General features: G+C 37.1%; 15 protein-coding genes and 2 tRNA genes. 11 read left to right on the forward strand and 6 right to left on the reverse strand.

What is annotated here, in order from left to right; translation table 11 throughout:
* Positions 1-59: 59 nt before the first annotated feature.
* Positions 60-131 (forward strand) — tRNA-Gly (locus FC64_RS03015).
* A 100-nt stretch (positions 132-231) separates the two neighbouring features.
* On the opposite strand, the gene FC64_RS03020 is transcribed toward FC64_RS03015, so the two are convergent.
* Both FC64_RS03020 and FC64_RS03025 read right to left on the reverse strand, forming a co-directional pair.
* Complete coding sequence (locus tag FC64_RS03020) at positions 232-825, reverse strand: sigma-70 family RNA polymerase sigma factor (protein ID WP_057906483.1); 594 nt, start codon at positions 823-825, stop codon at positions 232-234.
* Between the two features lie 567 nt (positions 826-1,392).
* Positions 1,393-1,465: transfer RNA gene (locus FC64_RS03025), tRNA-Thr, on the reverse strand.
* Positions 1,466-1,529: 64 nt separating this feature from the next.
* On the opposite strand from FC64_RS03025, the gene FC64_RS03030 reads away from it, so the two are divergent.
* The 4 genes from FC64_RS03030 to FC64_RS03045 all read left to right on the forward strand — a co-directional run bounded on the left by FC64_RS03030 (position 1,530) and on the right by FC64_RS03045 (position 4,151).
* Positions 1,530-2,078, forward strand: a complete 549-nt coding sequence (locus FC64_RS03030; protein ID WP_057906484.1) for a guanylate kinase — start codon at positions 1,530-1,532, stop codon at positions 2,076-2,078.
* A 72-nt stretch (positions 2,079-2,150) separates the two neighbouring features.
* Positions 2,151-2,588, forward strand: a complete 438-nt coding sequence (locus tag FC64_RS03035) for a Fur family transcriptional regulator (protein ID WP_057906485.1) — start codon at positions 2,151-2,153, stop codon at positions 2,586-2,588.
* Between the two features lie 67 nt (positions 2,589-2,655).
* Positions 2,656-3,159 carry a hypothetical protein gene (locus tag FC64_RS03040; protein ID WP_057906486.1) on the forward strand — a complete coding sequence of 168 codons (504 nt, stop codon included), beginning with the start codon at positions 2,656-2,658 and terminating at the stop codon, positions 3,157-3,159.
* Positions 3,160-3,173: 14 nt separating this feature from the next.
* The gene (locus tag FC64_RS03045; RefSeq protein ID WP_057906487.1) at positions 3,174-4,151 is read left to right on the forward strand and encodes a DUF6681 family protein; all 978 of its coding nucleotides are present in this window, start codon (positions 3,174-3,176) and stop codon (positions 4,149-4,151) included.
* Between the two features lie 143 nt (positions 4,152-4,294).
* On the opposite strand, the gene hflX is transcribed toward FC64_RS03045, so the two are convergent.
* The 3 genes from hflX to FC64_RS03060 form a co-directional block, all read right to left on the reverse strand.
* Positions 4,295-5,563 carry a GTPase HflX gene (hflX, locus tag FC64_RS03050; RefSeq protein ID WP_057906488.1) on the reverse strand — a complete coding sequence of 423 codons (1,269 nt, stop codon included), beginning with the start codon at positions 5,561-5,563 and terminating at the stop codon, positions 4,295-4,297.
* Positions 5,564-5,593: 30 nt separating this feature from the next.
* Positions 5,594-7,459, reverse strand: coding sequence for a monovalent cation:proton antiporter family protein (locus tag FC64_RS03055; protein ID WP_057906489.1), 1,866 nt, complete (start codon positions 7,457-7,459; stop codon positions 5,594-5,596).
* Positions 7,460-7,547: 88 nt separating this feature from the next.
* Positions 7,548-8,198, reverse strand: coding sequence for a VTT domain-containing protein (locus tag FC64_RS03060; RefSeq protein ID WP_057906490.1), 651 nt, complete (start codon positions 8,196-8,198; stop codon positions 7,548-7,550).
* Positions 8,199-8,474: 276 nt separating this feature from the next.
* Between FC64_RS03060 and helD the strand changes: the two genes are divergently transcribed.
* The 3 genes from helD (at position 8,475) to guaA (ending at position 13,383) form a co-directional block, all read left to right on the forward strand.
* Entirely contained in the window at positions 8,475-10,778 is a 2,304-nt protein-coding gene (gene helD / locus FC64_RS03065; protein ID WP_057906491.1) for an RNA polymerase recycling motor HelD, read from the forward strand.
* 25 nt (positions 10,779-10,803) lie between these two features.
* A complete protein-coding gene (coaA, locus tag FC64_RS03070; RefSeq protein WP_057906492.1) occupies positions 10,804-11,727 on the forward strand; it encodes a type I pantothenate kinase in 924 nt (307 codons plus the stop codon).
* 114 nt (positions 11,728-11,841) lie between these two features.
* Complete coding sequence (guaA, locus tag FC64_RS03075) at positions 11,842-13,383, forward strand: glutamine-hydrolyzing GMP synthase (protein ID WP_202987246.1); 1,542 nt, start codon at positions 11,842-11,844, stop codon at positions 13,381-13,383.
* Between the two features lie 862 nt (positions 13,384-14,245).
* Here the strand turns inward: guaA and FC64_RS03080 are convergent.
* Entirely contained in the window at positions 14,246-15,226 is a 981-nt protein-coding gene (locus tag FC64_RS03080) for a glycosyltransferase family 2 protein (protein WP_057906494.1), read from the reverse strand.
* 413 nt (positions 15,227-15,639) lie between these two features.
* Here FC64_RS03080 and FC64_RS03085 point away from each other — a divergent pair, with 413 nt between their 5' ends.
* The 3 genes from FC64_RS03085 (at position 15,640) to FC64_RS03095 (ending at position 18,735) form a co-directional block, all read left to right on the forward strand.
* Positions 15,640-16,635, forward strand: coding sequence for an LCP family protein (locus FC64_RS03085; RefSeq protein WP_057906495.1), 996 nt, complete (start codon positions 15,640-15,642; stop codon positions 16,633-16,635).
* 282 nt (positions 16,636-16,917) lie between these two features.
* Positions 16,918-17,568: a sugar transferase gene (locus FC64_RS03090; protein ID WP_057906505.1), complete on the forward strand. Its 651-nt coding sequence runs from the start codon at positions 16,918-16,920 to the stop codon at positions 17,566-17,568.
* A gap of 36 nt (positions 17,569-17,604) precedes the next feature.
* A complete protein-coding gene (locus FC64_RS03095; protein ID WP_057906496.1) occupies positions 17,605-18,735 on the forward strand; it encodes a serine hydrolase domain-containing protein in 1,131 nt (376 codons plus the stop codon).
* The last annotated feature ends 12 nt before the right edge of the window (positions 18,736-18,747 follow it).

Below are 18,747 nucleotides of genomic sequence, written 5' to 3' on the forward strand. Positions count from 1 at the left end.
GCCGATAGTAGTTGGAGGAACGCCTCCTGCGAGGGTAGGAAGTTGCCGTGCTTGTTTATGCGGAAGTAGTTCAGTGGTAGAACATCACCTTGCCATGGTGGGGGTCGCGGGTTCGAATCCCGTCTTCCGCTTAATAGCTTTTGGTAAAATAAGAGACCGTGATATAGATTACGGTCTCTTATTGTTTTTCTGAATAAAATTAATTATTCAGAAATTCTTGATTACTCTGAATTAGTCAATAAGCTTATTTCTTAATTTTTTCTTGATTTGATAAAACGTACAATAAATTTTATCGATTTTAACTTTTAATTCAGCTGCAATTTCATTTGCGTTTTTGTGGGTAGTTAAATGTAAATGCAAAACGTTTTTTTCAAAAGCTGAAAGTTGGGTAAGAGTATCAATGAAATCAATTTTACTTAAGAAAGTTGCCTCAATTCCGTTGAAATAAACGGTACTTTGATCACAAATTTCATTTGCAGTTTCTTCAAGATATTGTTCATACGATGTTGTGACTGAATCAACCATTCTTTTTTGACTTTTTTCATGACGGAGAAGGCTGCAAAAATGACGTTCAAGGTTTAATTTATAAAAAGCTCCGAATGAAATTTCATAATCTAAGTTGTACGTTTGAAGAGACTTATAACATACAATTAGAGCTTCTTGCTGTAAATCATCAGTATCATATAAATGGAGGTAATATCGTTTACAGACACTTCGAACAAGTGGAAGATACTGCTTATAAACTTGTGAAAGCTCATATTTACCTTGAGCAATGTCAATATCAGAGTAATCTTTACAAATTTTATCATAGTTTACGGTTATCACCGCCTATCTGCTATGATGGTGTTATTATAAGCGGAAATAATTTCGAAATTTGAAAATTCACACAAAAAAGTGAAAATTCACTTAAAAGTGTGAATTTTTCCAAATGAATGGTGTAAAAAGAGAATAATTAGTTTGATATACTAAAAAGCAGGCGTAAGGCCTGTTATGTTAAAATTTGCAGTAACCTTTCGAGAGTATTCTAACTAATAAAAAAGTGCCCTATTCTTTTTACTAAGATAAGTCTGGCATAGTCATGTGATATAATAAAGCACGTTAAATAATTAATAAAGAAACTAGTTGATTGTCTATTAGATTAGTGATTAACTGTCAGTCTTTAAGCGATTTTCAATTGAAGACCGCTTTTTCTAAAATGCACTAAAAAAAGACAAGCCGTTAAGCTTGTCATATCAACGATTGTAAGATCTCTTCTATAAAAAAGTGCACTGTTTAAATTTGCTTAGTGCATTTAATTCATTTTCCTAGTGTATTTATTTCTTATTCAAAAGAGAAATCCTTATGAAAAACGTTGATTTCATAAGGATTTGAAAAGTTAATGAAGTTTGTTTAAGCTATCTATCGGATTTGAACCGACGACCCCCACCTTACCATGGTGATGCTCTACCTGCTGAGCTAAGATAGCAAATTAGTACTTTGTAAGTATATTATATTATCGTTAAAGATGCAACAAATGAAGGAAGATATCGATGAAAAAATTAATTATTTTATGCGGAGCTTCGGGAACAGGTAAAACAACAATTCAAAATTATCTGTTAAAGCAATATGGAATTCCCCGGGTATTAACGCATACGACCCGGGCAAAGCGTAAAGGCGAGAAGGATGGCGTTGACTATTACTTTGAAACCCCGGTCAGTTTTGCTGAAAAACATTATTTTGAATCGGTAACCTATGATGGCAAACAGTATGGTTCTTCGCGGGAAGGGCTTGAACGAGCTTGGAAGAAGAACCCAATCGTTAGTTTAGTGGTGGATACTGCCGGTGCGATTGAATATGTTAAGCAGTTAGGAAAACAGGTTGACGTTTGGCATATCGAAGTTTCAGATAAGAAGATGTTGAAAGATCGGCTGTTGGCGCGGGGGGATAATGTTCATGCGGTTGAGCAACGGATCAATAGTTTTGAAAGTCAGCGGGATTTACAGATTCCACCTGTGATTCAAGATAATACGCAGGTGATCATGAATGATTGCTGGAAAAAAACAACTCAGCTGATCGATCAACTTATTCAGAAAAGATAGCGAAAAAAGATTGTTTTTTATTTGGACCGGTGGTAAATTATATGCAATCAATAATTCAGAAAGGATTTTTGAATGGCGGATATCGATAGTGCATTACAAATTTTATCGCGGAATAATTATAAGCTGACGAAACAGCGGAAGGAACTTTTAAAGTATCTTTATCAGTTTCAAATTGAATACATTAACGTGTCACAGGTCGATGAGTTTATGCGTCAGCTGTATCCTAAAATGAGTCACAACACGATTTATCGTAATATTCGCGATTTTAATCGGTTAGGGATCGTTGAGATGCAGACGCGGCAGGGCGTGCTGCAAGTCAAGTATCAATGCGATTTTGATCATTTTCACCATCATCATTTTATTTGCACGAATTGTGGCAAGGTGCGCGAACTGGATGAATGTCCGATGGAACAGTTTGAACGACAATTGCCAGGATGCCGAATTACGGGCCATCGATTTGAAATTTATGGGATTTGTGACGAATGCATGCAAAAATTCAAAAATCGTTAGCAGATATATCAAAATTACCTTTTAGAATGATAACTATCGCGGGTCAGGCGGAAGGAGAGAGAATTTAATGAAACGGACTGCACCTTTTATTACCCCGTTTGCAATCTTTTCAGCAGTACTTGCTTTAGGGGCAACGAACGTGGTTGTGAATACGGCGACTCATACAGTTGAGGGGAAACCGAAGACGGAAGTGGTTCAAAAGACGACCCCTTCACAGAAAACGATGGATCAACCAACTGATAAAACGAAAAATAATCAGCAGAATGATCAAAGTCAGGATCAAACGGATAATCAACAGAATCAGCAAAAGCAAAATGCTAATAATGATAATCTGAAAGATCAAGGCGGTCAGACAGCTCAGCGTGAAAAGAATGATAATCAAGATAATGATAATGACACGAACGCGGCCAATGACAATCAAAATCAAACCAATGCTAATCAGCAAGCTAACAACGAAAAGGCTCAACAAAACGGCAATGCTGATAATGAAAATCAAACAAATAATCAAACGAATGGAACTGGGAATGGCAATGCTCAAAACCAGGGACAAAATCAGAATAATCAACAGTAAGGGAGGAAAGTTAAGTGTTTACGTTATTCGATATGATTCGAAGTTCATTGAGTTACGTTAACTTGAGTATGGTTTTAAAGAATCGAATTTATACGATTTTAGCCGGAATTGGGAATTTCTACCTGCTGTACGTTGCTTTTCGTTTCTTCCAAAATGGTTTCTGGGGACGCGGAACGTTATTTATTCTAGCATTCTTAGTGATTCTTTACTTTACGTATTTGAATATTCTATATTATTTCACTAAGTCGAAAAAATCGAAATATGATATTTCACCGTGGATCGAAAAGATTTTGCATATTCAAAGCAAAGATCCGATGACAGCAGCGGAAGAGGAACGTAAAGAAATGGCGCCAGGTTATATTCAAACAAACGGTATTTTTAAGAATGAAGATTTTCTTCCCGCAACGGTGGTCCACACAATGGAACAACGCGACAATATTCAACAAATTGCAGCTGAATTGATCCGGATGGATTACATGAAGGCTGATTATCAAGGGCTGAGTGAAGAAGAAATCGCTGAAAAGATTCGAACAACCGGAAAGCCGGTTCCAGCATTAAGTGCTCCTGTTGCATTGCCGTATTTTGAACTGGCGCGGAAGGGTAATTCGTTGATCGTTTACGGTGGATTGAACCAAATCGACCGGAAAGAAGTTGCGATGGTCAAAGAAGTCGGCCTGTTAACTGCCCGTGAAGCCGTGAAACGGTATCAGTTGTACCTTGCAACGGCCGTGATCACTGGAGGTCCTGAAAAAATCAATGGTCGAACAGGATTAATTGAAAAGGATACGCCGTATGGAGTGCAAGTTCAAGTAGCTTACCGTGAACGAACTGCTGAGAAGTCATCAGCGAACCAACGTCCAAGCAGTACAAAGACATCATCAACGCCAGAACATCTAACACGCAGTCAGCATGAAACATTTGATGAATTTGGTCCGTGCCAATCAAGTCAGGCACCGCAAAAGCACTGGCGGAGTCAGAAGTATAAGCATTAAAAAACGAGCGTGGCGGAAATATAAAAGCAAACAAACCACGGAGCATAGATTGGGAGGTTTTCGAATTAGCTACGCACCATTCAGCTCATTTGTTTTGGGACCTGATAAAAAAGACTGTGATCTTAAAAGTCACAGTCTTTTTATTAATCTTCATCTACAATATATCTTGCAAGTTGCTGTTTCAACTTGGGAGCAACTTCAGCCGTAATCAAAGTACCATCTGCTTGATAATCAGTTTTCTTAATATTGGCTTCTTTGTTTAAGAGATCAAGGTAGCGTCCGTCTTGGAACGGAATTAAGAAAGTTTCAGTTTCATAATCTTTAAAGAGTTCCTTTTTAAGAATGCCAAGCAGCATTTCAATTGATTTTTGATCACGAGCGCAGTACGTAAACTGGTTGCCTTCAACGGATGGATATGGGATGCCAGCTTTATCGGCCTTATTAAAGGCATAAATCATTGGAATTCCATCGACCCCGATTTCAGTAAGAGTCTTTTCCGTTGTTTTGATCATTTGACGGTAATTGGGGTCAGAAATGTCAATGACTTGGATCAAAAGATCCGCTTCAGTGGCTTCTTGCAAGGTTGATTTAAATGCTTCAACCAATTGGTGCGGCAGTTTTGAAACAAATCCGACCGTATCGCTTAAAATGAATGATTTCTTGTCAGGTAAGACGATCTTACGAACATACGTATCAAGGGTTGCAAACAGCATATCCTTTTCGAAAACGCGTTTACTATCATTGATTTCAAGTAGGTCGAGGACATTATTCATCGTTGTTGATTTACCAGCGTTGGTATATCCCACGAGGGCGACTGATTTAATATCAGACTTTTTTCGCTTTTTTCGTTGGGTTTCATTATCACGTTGAACTTCTTTCAGTTCCTTGCGCAAACTGGAAATTTGTTTTTGAATTACCCGCCGGTTTAATTCGATCTGCGTTTCCCCAGTTCCACGGTTGGTAAATCCACCCCCGGTATTTCCGCCGGCAGTCTGCTGATCCATTTTATTGATGCTTGCTGTCCGGATTCGTGGCAATTGATATTGCAACTGGGCAATTTTAACCTGTAATTTTGCGACCCGGGTATGAGCCCGCGAAGCGAAGATATCAAGAATCAGCGCTGTCCGGTCAATGATATCCAAGCCGGTTTCTTTTTCCAAATTCCGAATTTGAGTTGGGAGAAGTTCATCGTTGACGATCAAGGCTTCGGCATCAAGCATTTCCGCCTGCCGCGTAATTTCGTCAACTTTTCCTTTTCCAAAATAGGTAGCTGAAACGGGCTTTTCAATGTTTTGCCGCACTTCACCGACAACTTCCATGTTGTCAGCAGCGGCAAGATTTGCCAGTTCAGTCATCGTGTAATCAAAATTAATTTGTTCGTTTTCAATTCCGCCAATTATAACAGATTTCATATTATATTAAGATCCCAATCTATATTAAATTTATTCTTCATTTAACCGTCCAAGTGATTTGCGAATCTTTTGAACGACATCGCGTTCGCCAGAAAAGATCAGGTGGTCGTTCAATTGAATGCGGGTACTTCCGTGAGGCGGGATTGACCGTCGATTACGGAAGATCCGACTGATTGTAATGTCTTTGATAAACGGTAATTCTTGAATTTCAAGTCCTGCGTACCGGGCGTTCGTAACCGTTACTTCATAGATTCGCGCATTGCCGCCGTGTGAAAGAACTTGAAGCATTGATGGTGATTCGATTGCCGTTCGAAGTACATTAACATCCATACTAAAATTATTGACAATGTCGATGTCGGCTTCTTCTAGCTCTTTTTCCATGGTGTTATTTGGATCACGATTTTCAATATAAGATAGCACTTCCCGAACGCCGTATTTCTTAGCACTTAATGCAAGCCGGTAATTGATCTCTGAATTATATGCAAGTACAAGAATATCGGTATCGAAGATTTCCTGTTTGATTAACTCTTGGGCGTTAAGGGTTTTTACAAGATTAACTTTAACGCGTGAATCGCGATATGTCCGGTAATCTGTTTGATTATCAGTGTAGACGGTTACGTCATAACCGTCATTGCTGAGTTGCTGGGCTGCTGGAATCGTGATGAAATTAGCACCGATAATTCGAACCTGTGTTGATTTTTCATCTTCCGGTTCGGGCTTATACATTTTATTGAACATCATTGGTCCAAAGATACATGTTAAGATTCCTGCTAAAATAAAGGCTCCTGATTGTTGTGAAGTAATTGCATGCAATTGCTGGGCAACGGTTAAAGTTGCTAAAACTAGTGTGATGGTGGTTGTTGCTAACATCGACGCTGCCTTAGAGTTTTGCTTGGTAAAGCGGGTTTTAAAGCCAAAGTATGCTGGAAACTTTGCAATCGTAAATGCAATGAAAAACAACGGAATCAAAATTAGTGTCTTAGGGGATGCCAAAAGAGCCGGAATGTTTAATTTAACCCCTGTTAGGATAAAGAAGTATGGAATAAAAATCCCGTAGCCAATCGAATCAAGTTTCCGCTGAGTTTCCTTTTCGGGCTGGAGTAATTTCACAACGATTCCAGCAACGAAGGCTCCAAGAATATTCTCAGCACCAACGCTTTCAGCAATTACAACTAATGTAATGATGATGAAAAATGCAAGTCGCATATCAAGCTGGGTCGTTGCTTTGTTAATTTGATTATAGAAGGTAAAGAACTTGTGAAAGTGCCGTAAAAATAATGCCGCGGCAATAAAAATGAATGAAACCAGCCACAAAGATCCACCTTTTCCGGAATAAATTGATGAGTAAACCGTCAATGCTAATAGCGGAATAACTTCCCCTAAAACCGCAAATAACAGTAATGTTTGACCAAATGGTTTACTGAGCAATTCATTTTCTTTAAGCAGTGAAATCACAACACCTAAAGAAACAGTCGCAAACAGAATCGTTGCCAGCATGAAGTTTGAGAATAATCCTGAAACCTTAAAAAGAATCGCCAAAACAACAGCAGTTACGCAACTGATGATGTACGCGGTAACTGCGGATTTAAGCGGTGAGACCTTTGGTTGTGTACTGGCTTGTTTCAATTCTAACGGGGTCATTTGATTTTTACTATTTTTTTTAAAAAGAGAAAAATCAATTTCCATTCCACTCAGAAACATCAAAAAAATGACGCCTAGCGTTGAAAGATAATCGAGTACGGTATTCATCTTGACAAGATGCAAACAGCTTTGTCCAAGAATGATTCCGACAATGATTTCAGCAACCGAAGTTGGTAAAATTGAAATTTTAAATCGCGACAGTAGCATTGGTGTTGCAAAAATCGCCAACGTGACGACGACTAATGAAAGTGTCATATAAAGTAAAAACCCTCTCTGAATTTAAATATATATAAATTACATTACTATAATTATATAAAAAATCACTGCGGCTTGCAGTGATTTACTATTTCATTTGATTTTCTTTACTTCGTTTTAAGAAATTAATAATGGCCATTAACATCGCAGGAATGAGTGCGCATAATGCAATAGCAACAAAAATTTGTGAAAAGTGTTCTTGAACAAATGGAACTTGGCCAAAGAAATAGCCAATGGTTGAACCTAGACCGACCCATAAAAGGACGCCAATGATATTAAAAAAGGTAAACTGGTGCGGATGCATGCCAATGGTTCCTGATATTAACGGGACAAATGTTCGAATAAAGGGAATAAAACGTCCAAAAATAACGGTTTTACCGCCATGTCGCTTATAGAACCGAATTCCTGCCTGCAGTTTGGCTTCAGTAAGATGTTTTTGGAAAAAAGGCAGTTTTTTCAAGTGACGGCCAATTTCAAAGTTGACGGTGTCGCCAATTAAAGCCGCTAAAAAGAAAATGACCACTAAAATTTTAATATTTAGGACAGATCCTTTAACGGCTGCAATTGTACTGGTAAAGAAGATTAATGATTCACCTGGTAAAAATGGGAAAATAACGAGGCCGGTTTCCATAAAAATGACTGCAAATATTAAAGCATAAGACCAGTTTCCAAGGGTTTGCAATAACGGAAAAAGGTATTCCCGAAAGTGGAAAATGGCATAAATAATTTGTGCGAGCATTTCTTCACCTACTTAAATAAAACATTTGCGACCTAATTAATAATCAATTTACTGCTTATGATAAATGACACAAGTAAAATGACAATGTCTAATTCTTTAATATCCTAGCCAAAAAATATGATTAAATTATGAAACTTTAAATTAAAAAAGATAGGATCGAATTATAATTTTCAATTTTGCTTTTTCAGCGATTTGACGTTCGTTTTTCGCATTCTGTACAGCCCTTTTATGATATAATATTATAACTTGTATTTTAAAACGGAAAGGAAAATGAAGATGGATCAGGAAAAACGCCAAGAGCAAGAACGAATGGATTATGTGGTTGATCAAATTCAAAAGGCTGAGAAGAAAGACAAACAAAATATTCAAAATGCCGAAGCTGATGAGCGGGCAATTCAGGCGGACTTTAAGAATAATGTCCGGATCAAAACCTCGACTTACTCAGGCATGATGGATACGGCCCTGTCAGTGCGGCAACAGCAACAACTTCTTCAAGAACGGGAAAATAACTGGAAAAGTGCGACCCGTGAACTTGCGGTCTTGGAAAAACTTGAAAAGAAACCGTACTTTGCCCGGATCGATTTTCAAGAAGCCGGTGAAAGCAAGCCGGAATCAATTTATATCGGACTTGCCAGTTTTTCTGATACTCCGGATCATTTTCTTGTATATGATTGGCGGGCACCAATTTCAAGTGTTTACTATGACGGTGGATTAGGAAAAGTAACCTATGATACTCCGGATGGTCCCCAAACGGTTGATTTGAAACTGAAACGGCAGTTCATGGTTGAAGATGGGAAAATCATTTCAATGTTTGATACTGATGAGACGGTTGGCGACCAAATGTTGCTTGAAGTGTTGGATGAATCATCTGATATTAAAATGAAAAGTATCGTTACAACGATTCAAAAAGAACAAAATAAAATCATTCGTGATACGCAATCCGATTTGCTGTTCGTTCAAGGAGCTGCGGGTTCCGGAAAGACCTCAGCCGTGCTTCAACGGGTCGCCTACCTGCTTTACCGGTACCGCGGAAATTTGAACTCAAGTCAAATTATTTTGTTCTCGCCGAACCAGTTGTTCAATGACTATATTGACCGGGTTTTGCCTGAATTGGGTGAACAGAATATGGTCCAAATGACTTTCTATCAATATACTCAACGCCGGGTTCCGCGGTTGCATGTTGAAACATTGCAGGAACGGTTTGAAGAAAATAATCAGGGTGTCAATAAGCAAATTAAAACCCTTAAGGATAGTTTGGCATTCTTTAATGCTACTACTAAATACGCTGATTTCCTTGAAAAGGACGGAATGGACTTTAAGGATATCAAGTATCAGGGGAAGGTCGTCTTCAGTAAGGAAAAGATTCGCGAAATTTACTATGGCTTTAATGAAAATTATCATTTGCGCAACCGGTTAAGTGCAACGAAGGAAGAATTATTAAAACTTCTTCACCGGCGTCTAAATAAGACGGCGAAAACGGACAAGGTACAAAAAGCGGTCCAAGATTTGAGCCAAGAAGAACTGAATAAGTTATATGGAAACAAGAACCGTGACAGCTTTGAAAGCGGCGAAGACGAGATGTTTTATTTGGCTAAAAACTACGTTATGAAGCATTTCCAAAAAATTCGGCAAACGATCATTCATAATCGTTTCATTAACATTAACCGTCAGTATTACGATTTCTTAAAGGCGGTTCCGCAGTTGTTAAAGCTGGATAAATATCAAATCACGGTGGATGAGTGGCAGGCTCATACGGAAAAGGTCAAGCAAGAATTGATCAAGCGGCAATTATCAATGACCAATACAACGGCTTACCTTTACTTGTATGATTTGATTACCGGGAAGCGGGGGAATAATGATATTAAACACGTCTTTATTGATGAAATTCAAGATTACACTGCTTACCAACTCGCTTATTTGAAGACCGATTTTCCGCGGGCGCACTTTACAATGCTGGGCGACCTTAACCAGGCAATTTTCACCAAGGAAAACAGTCATAGCTTGTTGAATGAACTTTCAACGATGTTTGATCCTGAAAAAACAAAAGTTGTTCAGTTGACCCAGTCATACCGGTCAACCAAGCAGATCACCGACTTTACGAAGGGCGTTTTAGTTAACGGTGAAAAGGTAACGGCCTTTAACCGGAATGGCGATTTGCCAACGATCACCGTTGATACGGAAAATGCGAAGATGGTTGATGACGTGGTCAACCAGTTGCACCACAATGCAGCAGATCACATGACAACCGCAATTATTGGAAAATCACTGGCAGAATGTGCCGAATTGACGAATCAGCTTAAAGCCCGGGGAGAACAGGCAACGCTGATTAAAACGGAAAATCAACGGTTAGTCGAAGGAACTTTGGTAATCCCAGCTTACTTGGCAAAGGGACTGGAATTTGACGCCATCATCATGTGGAATGCCAACGATGCTAATTACCATGACGAAGATGAACGGCAATTAGTTTATACGATTTGTTCGCGGGCAATGCACCGGTTAGATATTTTTGCAGAAGGTAAATTATCACGGTTGTTTGCGAATGTTGATCCAACAACGTATAAGCTGAACGTCCGCAATTAATTGCGGCAATGAGGGGAAGATATTAATGAAAGAATCATTGAATTATTTCAAAATTCCGCGGGCAAAATGGCGGGAATATTATGAAAAAAATATTGTTCCGCTGACCCTGGAAGAGCTTGAACGGATCAAGTCATTAAATGACCGGATCTCAATGAAAGACGTGCAGGAAATTTACATGCCGTTAGTTTATTATTTGGAAATGCAACTGAACGTTCAACGATTCAAGCAGGAACAGACGGCGCGTTTTTTAGATAAGCCAATGACGAACGTGCCATTTGTGATTGGAATTGCCGGTTCAGTTGCAGTCGGGAAGAGTACCACGGCTCGGTTATTAAAGATCCTTTTAAAGGAAGCATTTCCGGGGAAAAAGGTTCAATTGATTACGACGGATGGATTTCTTTACCCAAATGCCAAATTGAAAGAGCTGGGAATTCTAGAGCGGAAAGGATTTCCTGAAAGTTACGACATGGAAGAGTTGATCACATTTATGGATAAAGTGAAGAACGGCGAAAAAGCCAGTGCACCGGTATATTCACATCAAGTTTACGATATTATCCCTAATCGCTATGACATTGTTGATAATCCCAATATCTTGATTGTTGAGGGGATTAATGTGTTACAGCTACCGTCGAATCAACGAATCTACGTAAGTGATTACTTTGATTTTTCAATTTACGTGGATGCTCATGAAAAGGACATTAAGAAATGGTACTTGGAACGTTTTGAAATGCTGTTAGACGGCGCATTTAATGATCCGCATAACTACTATTATTCCCTTGCTCAGTCAGGAAAACGAGACGAAGCCTTTGAAATTGCGAAGGAAACGTGGCGGAAGGTCAATCATGTTAACTTGCGGGATTATATTTTGCCAACAAAAAATCGGGCAGATTTAATTATTGAAAAAGGACATGATCACATAATTAACGAACTATTATTGCGTAAATATTAGAAAATCACCGTTAATTATGACGAATATCTAAATAGTGATTGACATCATTCGGTTACCAGTTTAGAATTATAACCAATATCTGATAACGAGGTGAACAGCGTGGCAACAAGTGAAATGAACGACTTTGATAAGATCATCGTGCTTGATTTCGGCAGTCAGTATAACCAATTGATTACCCGGCGAATCCGGGAATTCGGGGTATATTCTGAATTACTTTCGCACAAAACGACAGCAGCGGAAATCAAGAAGATCGCTCCTAAGGGAATTATTTTTTCTGGCGGTCCGAACAGTGTGTACGATGATGGTGCATTCCGGGTCGATCCGGAAATCTTTAATTTAGGAATTCCGGTTTTAGGAATCTGTTACGGAATGCAATTGATGGCCCACATTCTTCCGGGCGGAAAAGTTGAACCGGCCGATAACAAGGAATATGGGAAGGCAGTGATTACCGTTAAGGACAAGGATGCAATGCTTTTCAAAGGCTTGCCGACAGAACAAACGGTTTGGATGAGCCACGGCGATTTGGTAACTCAAGCTCCGGATGGCTTTAAGACGGTTGCAACGAGTGCTAACTGCCCAATTTCATCAATTGCAAATGATGAAAAGAAGTTTTACGGAATCCAATTCCACGCCGAAGTTCGCAATACTGAATACGGAAATGACATTTTACGGCGGTTTGCCTTTGATGTTTGCGGAGCACGTGATAACTGGACAATGGATGATTTCATCGACATGCAGGTCAAGAAGATTCGCGAAACGGTCGGTGATAAGAAAGTCCTGCTTGCATTATCAGGTGGGGTTGACTCATCAGTCGTTGGGGTTCTGTTGCACAAGGCAATCGGCAACCAATTAACAAGTATCTTTGTTGACCACGGATTATTACGAAAAAATGAAGCTCAACAGGTAATGGATAGTTTAGCTGGTAAGTTTGGCTTGAATATCATTAAGGTTGATGCTCAAAAGCGTTTCTTAGATAAGTTAAAGGGCGTTACTGATCCCGAAAAGAAACGGAAGATTATTGGAAATGAATTTATTCAAGTCTTCAATGATGAGGCGCAAAAACTTGATGGAATCAAGTTCTTGGCTCAAGGAACGCTGTACACTGATGTGATCGAATCAGGAACGGATACAGCCCAAACGATCAAGTCGCACCACAATGTTGGGGGGCTTCCAAAGGACATGGACTTTAAGTTGATCGAACCATTACGGACGCTTTTTAAGGATGAAGTTCGTGAATTGGGCGAAAAACTTGGCATGCCGCATAACCTAGTATGGCGGCAACCATTCCCAGGACCAGGATTAGGAATCCGGGTAATTGGGGAAGTTACAGAAGAAAAATTAAAAATCGTCCGGGATGCGGATGCAATTTTACGGGAAGAAATTGCTAAAGCAGGCTTAGACAAGAAAATCTGGCAATACTTTGTTGCGCTTCCGGGAATTCGTTCTGTGGGCGTAATGGGCGATGGACGGACATACGACTATGCTGTTGCCATCCGTGCTGTAACATCAATTGATGGGATGACAGCTGATTTTGCTCAAATCCCGTGGGATGTTTTGCAAACTGTCTCAGTTCGAATTGTTAATGAAGTTAAACATGTTAATCGTGTAATGTACGATGTTACTTCAAAGCCTCCGGCAACAATCGAGTACGAGTAACCTGAAAGTTATAAGGCAATAATTATATCGTTGTAAAAATGACTTTCTGTTTAAAAATTTTAAAATAATTTCAAAGAAAGCTTTGATTATCAATTAGATTTAGTCAAGGCTTTTTTGAACCTAAAAAAAGAATAAGCGATACAATAAAGATGTAAGAGAGATCGACATTAACCATATCTATAATACTCTTTGCGAGGCTCTAGTTGAGAAAATCAACTAGAGCTTTTTATTATGTCTTATGTCCAAAATATTTTTGCTTAAAGAAATTTTGTTACGTTTGGTACTTTAATTTAAGTAAGTTGTGAAAATTTGTGATCGTAATTTTGCTTGTAGTTGATGAATTAATCAACGTTAGGGTTGTAAAAGGTATAAATGGCATCACTTGGAAGTGTATGTTGAATATGAAAATGTTATTACTTAAACATGCAAGTGGAGAAAAGTTAAGTTTAACAGTGAAAAAATTTTTTCAACAATTCCAAATAGGTTTGTATTGAAGTGATAAAAAAAGACCTGTTAAAAGCGCCCACAGGTTTAACAAGTCCTTCTTTATGTAAGTGTTATAAGTAGTTATTTGAGATAAGTAGAGAATATACTTAATAAATTTTGTGATACAAAACGAAATTTTCACCCCTGAAAAGTAATTCATTTGTATCAACATTATTAATTGTAAATCATGTTAGCGAATCGTGCAAGCGGTTGCAAAATTGTCTTTAAAATAAATCCGGAAAAAGTTTTTAGATTATTAGCTGCATTCATGTGTGCTATTTTCTTATGTTGTACTTAATGATGTTTAAATAAAGTTAATATGAGCAAATGACTCAATGTATCCTAATTATTTAGTGTGTAATATGGTAAAAGATTACTAACTTAAAGAATACTTTTTATATAAAATTTTATCATTATGATTGTCAACACATTTTTTAATTTGGTGAATAAAGGATAATTGATCTGGAGTTATTAAATTTAAATCGATTTTTTTAAGACACTTAGTCAAATACAAATTTAAAAAGTATAATCTTTCAGATAGTTCCATTGATCGGCCGTTTTGTAGTGGTGCATAGATATTAGCAATGACATTAGCCAACGTATTGAACCATTCTTCATTTAAAAGTTGATCAGTATAAGCGGCATGCCAATTATGTAATAGTGTTTTCAAAGCGGCAGTTTCTTTTTCACGGATAGTTAAACGCTGAGAATCAAAGTGATTTACTAAAGAACCTTTGCGTTGAAGATAGTGATAGTAAGGATGCGGATTAAAGAAAATCGTTTGGCATCGAGAAAAAACTTGATAGTTAAAAATTGTATCGAGCCCAACTGTTAGGTTATGAAAGTGCAAATTATTGACTAACTCGCGCCGATAAATTTTGTTGGTATTGTAATACATCATTTGTTGCCGATATATTAATGGAAAAGTATTAATAATTTCTTCGATATTTAATAAATTATGAAAATGATAGTTAGAGCTATATATAGGTTGATTGTATTTTTCGAAATAGAGATTGCTGATGATTAAATCAGGGGCCTGATCAATCAACGGAACGAGATGTTGGTAAGCATCAGGTTCAAGAAAGTCATCACTGTCACAAAAGGTAATGTAATTGCCACTAACATGTGATAATGCAAGATTTAATGCTGATGCTAATCCAGCATGGAAATTCGAAAATAATTTAAACCGGCTATCATCTTTTGCAAAAGATTGGGCAATTTTAACAGAGGTGTCAGTTGAACCATCATTAATCATGAGACATTCAAAATCGGTAAATGTTTGATTTTGAATAGATTTCAATGTTTTTTGTAGGTATTTTTCAGTGTTATAAAATGGCACAATAATTGAAAGTAACAAATTTATTTTCCTCCTAATTGGTTTTACAAAATCTATTATAAGATAGTCATCAGAGTAGTGGGGAATATATCCATTATTATGCAATTTATTTTTATATTTATGTCAAGATTTGCCATAAATGAATGAAGATTAAAATTTAATTTATTTGTAACATTCTTTAATATAGAAATTGGTGATCAATTAATGAAAATATAGTAGATTAATGCCAAAATGCCGAAATTAAATTTTTATTACTTTAGAATTAGTAAAGTGGATAAAATTCAATGATCTGATATTTGAAGGACTTGGCCAAATCTTTGAGCCTTTTTTATGAACTTTTATGTCAAAATAATTAAATTTTTTGCTAAATAAAGATTTTTGAAATTATATTGTATATAATGAGAAAGAATTCTTTGTAAAAGAGGTTTAATATTATGAATAATGATAATTTATCCAGAGTGGAAAGTCATCGGAAACCACCTAAGAAAAAGAAACGTCATGTTGTTCGCAATGTGATTTTAGCAATTATTGCGGTTCTTGTAATTTTAACAGGGGTCTTTGCAGCAACTGCGGTACATAATTTAAAATCAACGACAAATAATATGTATCAAAAATCAGGTGCAACTGATTCACGGAATGCATCATCAATTTTAAAAGATAAGAAGCCTGTTTCAATCTTGATCATGGGGACAGACACGGGTGCACTTGGTCGCCACTATAAAGGCCGGACAGATACAATGATGATTATGACGATCAATCCGAAAACAAATAAGACGACTTTGTTGAGTATTCCACGTGATATGGAAGTTAACTTACCTGATTTTCCACAATACTCACCGGCAAAGATCAACTCAGCATATACATATGGCGGGGCTAAGGAAGCAATTAACTCTGTTGAAAGCCACTTTAAGATTCCGATTGATTATTACTTCTTGATTAACATGGGCGGTCTTGAAAAGGCAATTAATGACGTTGGCGGTGTAACGGTTACATCACCATTGACATTTAGTTACTTAGGTGCAAACTTTGTAAAAGGCCAAGCTCAACACATGGATGGTTCAACGGCTTTGAAATTTACGCGGATGCGTTATCAAGACCCACGAGGCGACTATGGTCGTCAGGAACGTCAACGGCTGGTTATTACTGCGCTATTAAAGAAGTCGGTTTCACCAACAACGGTTCTTAATAAGAACTTCTTAAATTCAGTTTCTTCACAAGTAAAGACAGATTTGACTTTAAATGATATGAAGGAACTGGCGTTTGGATATCGTAAAGCAACTAAAAATGTTAAAAGCACGTACGTTCAAGGTATGAATCAAAATTTGGATGGGGTATCTTTCCAAGTGGTCTCAGCCCAACAACGACAAAAGGCTTCAGATCTCATTAGAAAATCGCTAGGATTGAAGACTGTTCAAATTGAACAACAATAACATCTTAATTAGAGGCTAATTTATTGGTGTGAGATAAATTAGCCCTTTTTGTATGCATATTTTTTACTTATACATAATTTATTATTAAGTTTTGAACGATTATTGAAATTGCCTTTGTATTATTTTTTTGAATAATTATTAAAATTACCTTTGCATTATTTTTTTTAATTATTTATCATAGGTAGTGTGTGTGTGGAATCTATTAATATTTAGATGCTAAAGATATAAATTAGGAGAGTTGGATAGCAGTTTATAAGTAGGTAAGGGTGAAGAATGTATACAATGGAAAATGTGGACATAGAGCTCGATCAAGAGATAATCGATAAACAATATGGTTATAGAGTATGTAAAAGAATATTTGATATTATTGCCAGTGTGATTGGATTGATTATACTCAGCCCTGTTTTTTTAATTGTTGCAATTGCAATAAAACTTGATGACGGAGGACCGGTATTTTATGACCAAATCCGGGTGGGGAGAAATGGCAAGAAATTCAAAATGTTTAAATTTCGTTCAATGCGAGTTAATGCAGAAGATGAAATTGAAAAACTCCAAAAACACAGCGAAGTCGATGGTGCAATGTTTAAAATGCGAAACGACCCACGTGTTACAAGAGTAGGAAAATTTATTCGAAAAACAAGTATTGATGAATTTCCGCAGCTGATTAACGTTTTAATTGGGCAGATGAGTGTTGTCGGGCCCCGTCCGCCTTTGCCGCGAGAAGTGAAAAATTATACGGAATATGATAAGCAAAGATTATACGTAAAGCCCGGGTGTACAGGATTGTGGCAAGTAACGGCTAGAAACAGTGTGGGATTTCAAGAAATGGTTAACATTGACTTAGATTATATTCAAAATCGAAGTATTTGGTTAGATTTGAAAATTATTTTTAAGACAATTAAAGTAATATTTGTTCCCAATGAAGCTTATTGATTACTTTAAGATTTTTAAAATTAAAGGAGAGAATCTATGTCAACAACAAAGAAAATCGGATTAACATTAGGTGCGATGATAATTCTGGGTATTGGTGGCTATGTGCTTGCAAAATATGATACCGATTCTTATGCTCATGTTTTGTATGAAAAAACAGTAAAGAAGTCTTCTAAAGGAAGCCGCCAAAGTTATCAAGCAACTAATCAATCTGTCGAATCAGCCATTAAAGTTGATAATCAAGCAGATGCAAAAAAGTCAGCTTTGAGTGGAATTGAGAAAAAGTTACAGAGACAGGGCTTTGCTGGTGCATATGCAGTGATTCAAAATGGAAAAGTATCTGGTAGTAAAACTATTGGAAAAGGAATTGAGAATGACAAGCTTTATCAAGTTGCAGATTTAGAAAATACATTAACAGCTGTAGCAATAATGAAGTTAGTTGATGACGGAAAACTTAGTTTATCAACACCAGTAAATAGATATTATAATGATTCGCTAGAAATTAATAAAAATGTTACGGTGAGATCGTTACTTAATATGACTTCAGGAATTACGAATAATGATATTCCAAACAACCAGCTTCAATCAGGTGATAACATTTTGCAATGGAATTTAAACCATGCAAATGTGGGAACAGCGGGTACATATAACTATCAAGAAATTAATTATGTTCTTTTAGAAGGAATTATTTCTCAGGTATCTGGAACGTCATATCAAAATTATATTAATAATAATTTCTTAAAACCTAATAACTTAAGTGATATCAAATTTGTAAATAAGATCAATGATCCAGAATTAGCAACACCGTTTAATAATGGTCAAAAAATGACAAGAGGAGAGCTTGCTAAGGCAATGAATTCGCAAATGGGAATGAACCAGATTATGGCAAGCCCAAGCGACTATTTGAAATTAATGCAGATCTTAGTTAAGTCTTATGGAGACAAACAAGGGTTTACAACAGCAAATGTTCAGAATATGACCGGACAGTTGGTAGCATCAGCAGATAACTTTAGTGGCGCTGCCGGGATCCAAGGCTATAAGACAGCGATTGAAATTGCAAAAGATGGGAATTCGGGGATTATTTTAATGAGCAATAATTCTAATGGACAGACAAGTGATAGTAATGGTCTATTAGAAACTTTAAGGAAAGTTTATAAGGTTAATGATTAAAGGTTGGGAGCT

Source organism: Ligilactobacillus araffinosus DSM 20653, assembly GCF_001435375.1.
GTDB lineage: Bacteria > Bacillota > Bacilli > Lactobacillales > Lactobacillaceae > Ligilactobacillus > Ligilactobacillus araffinosus.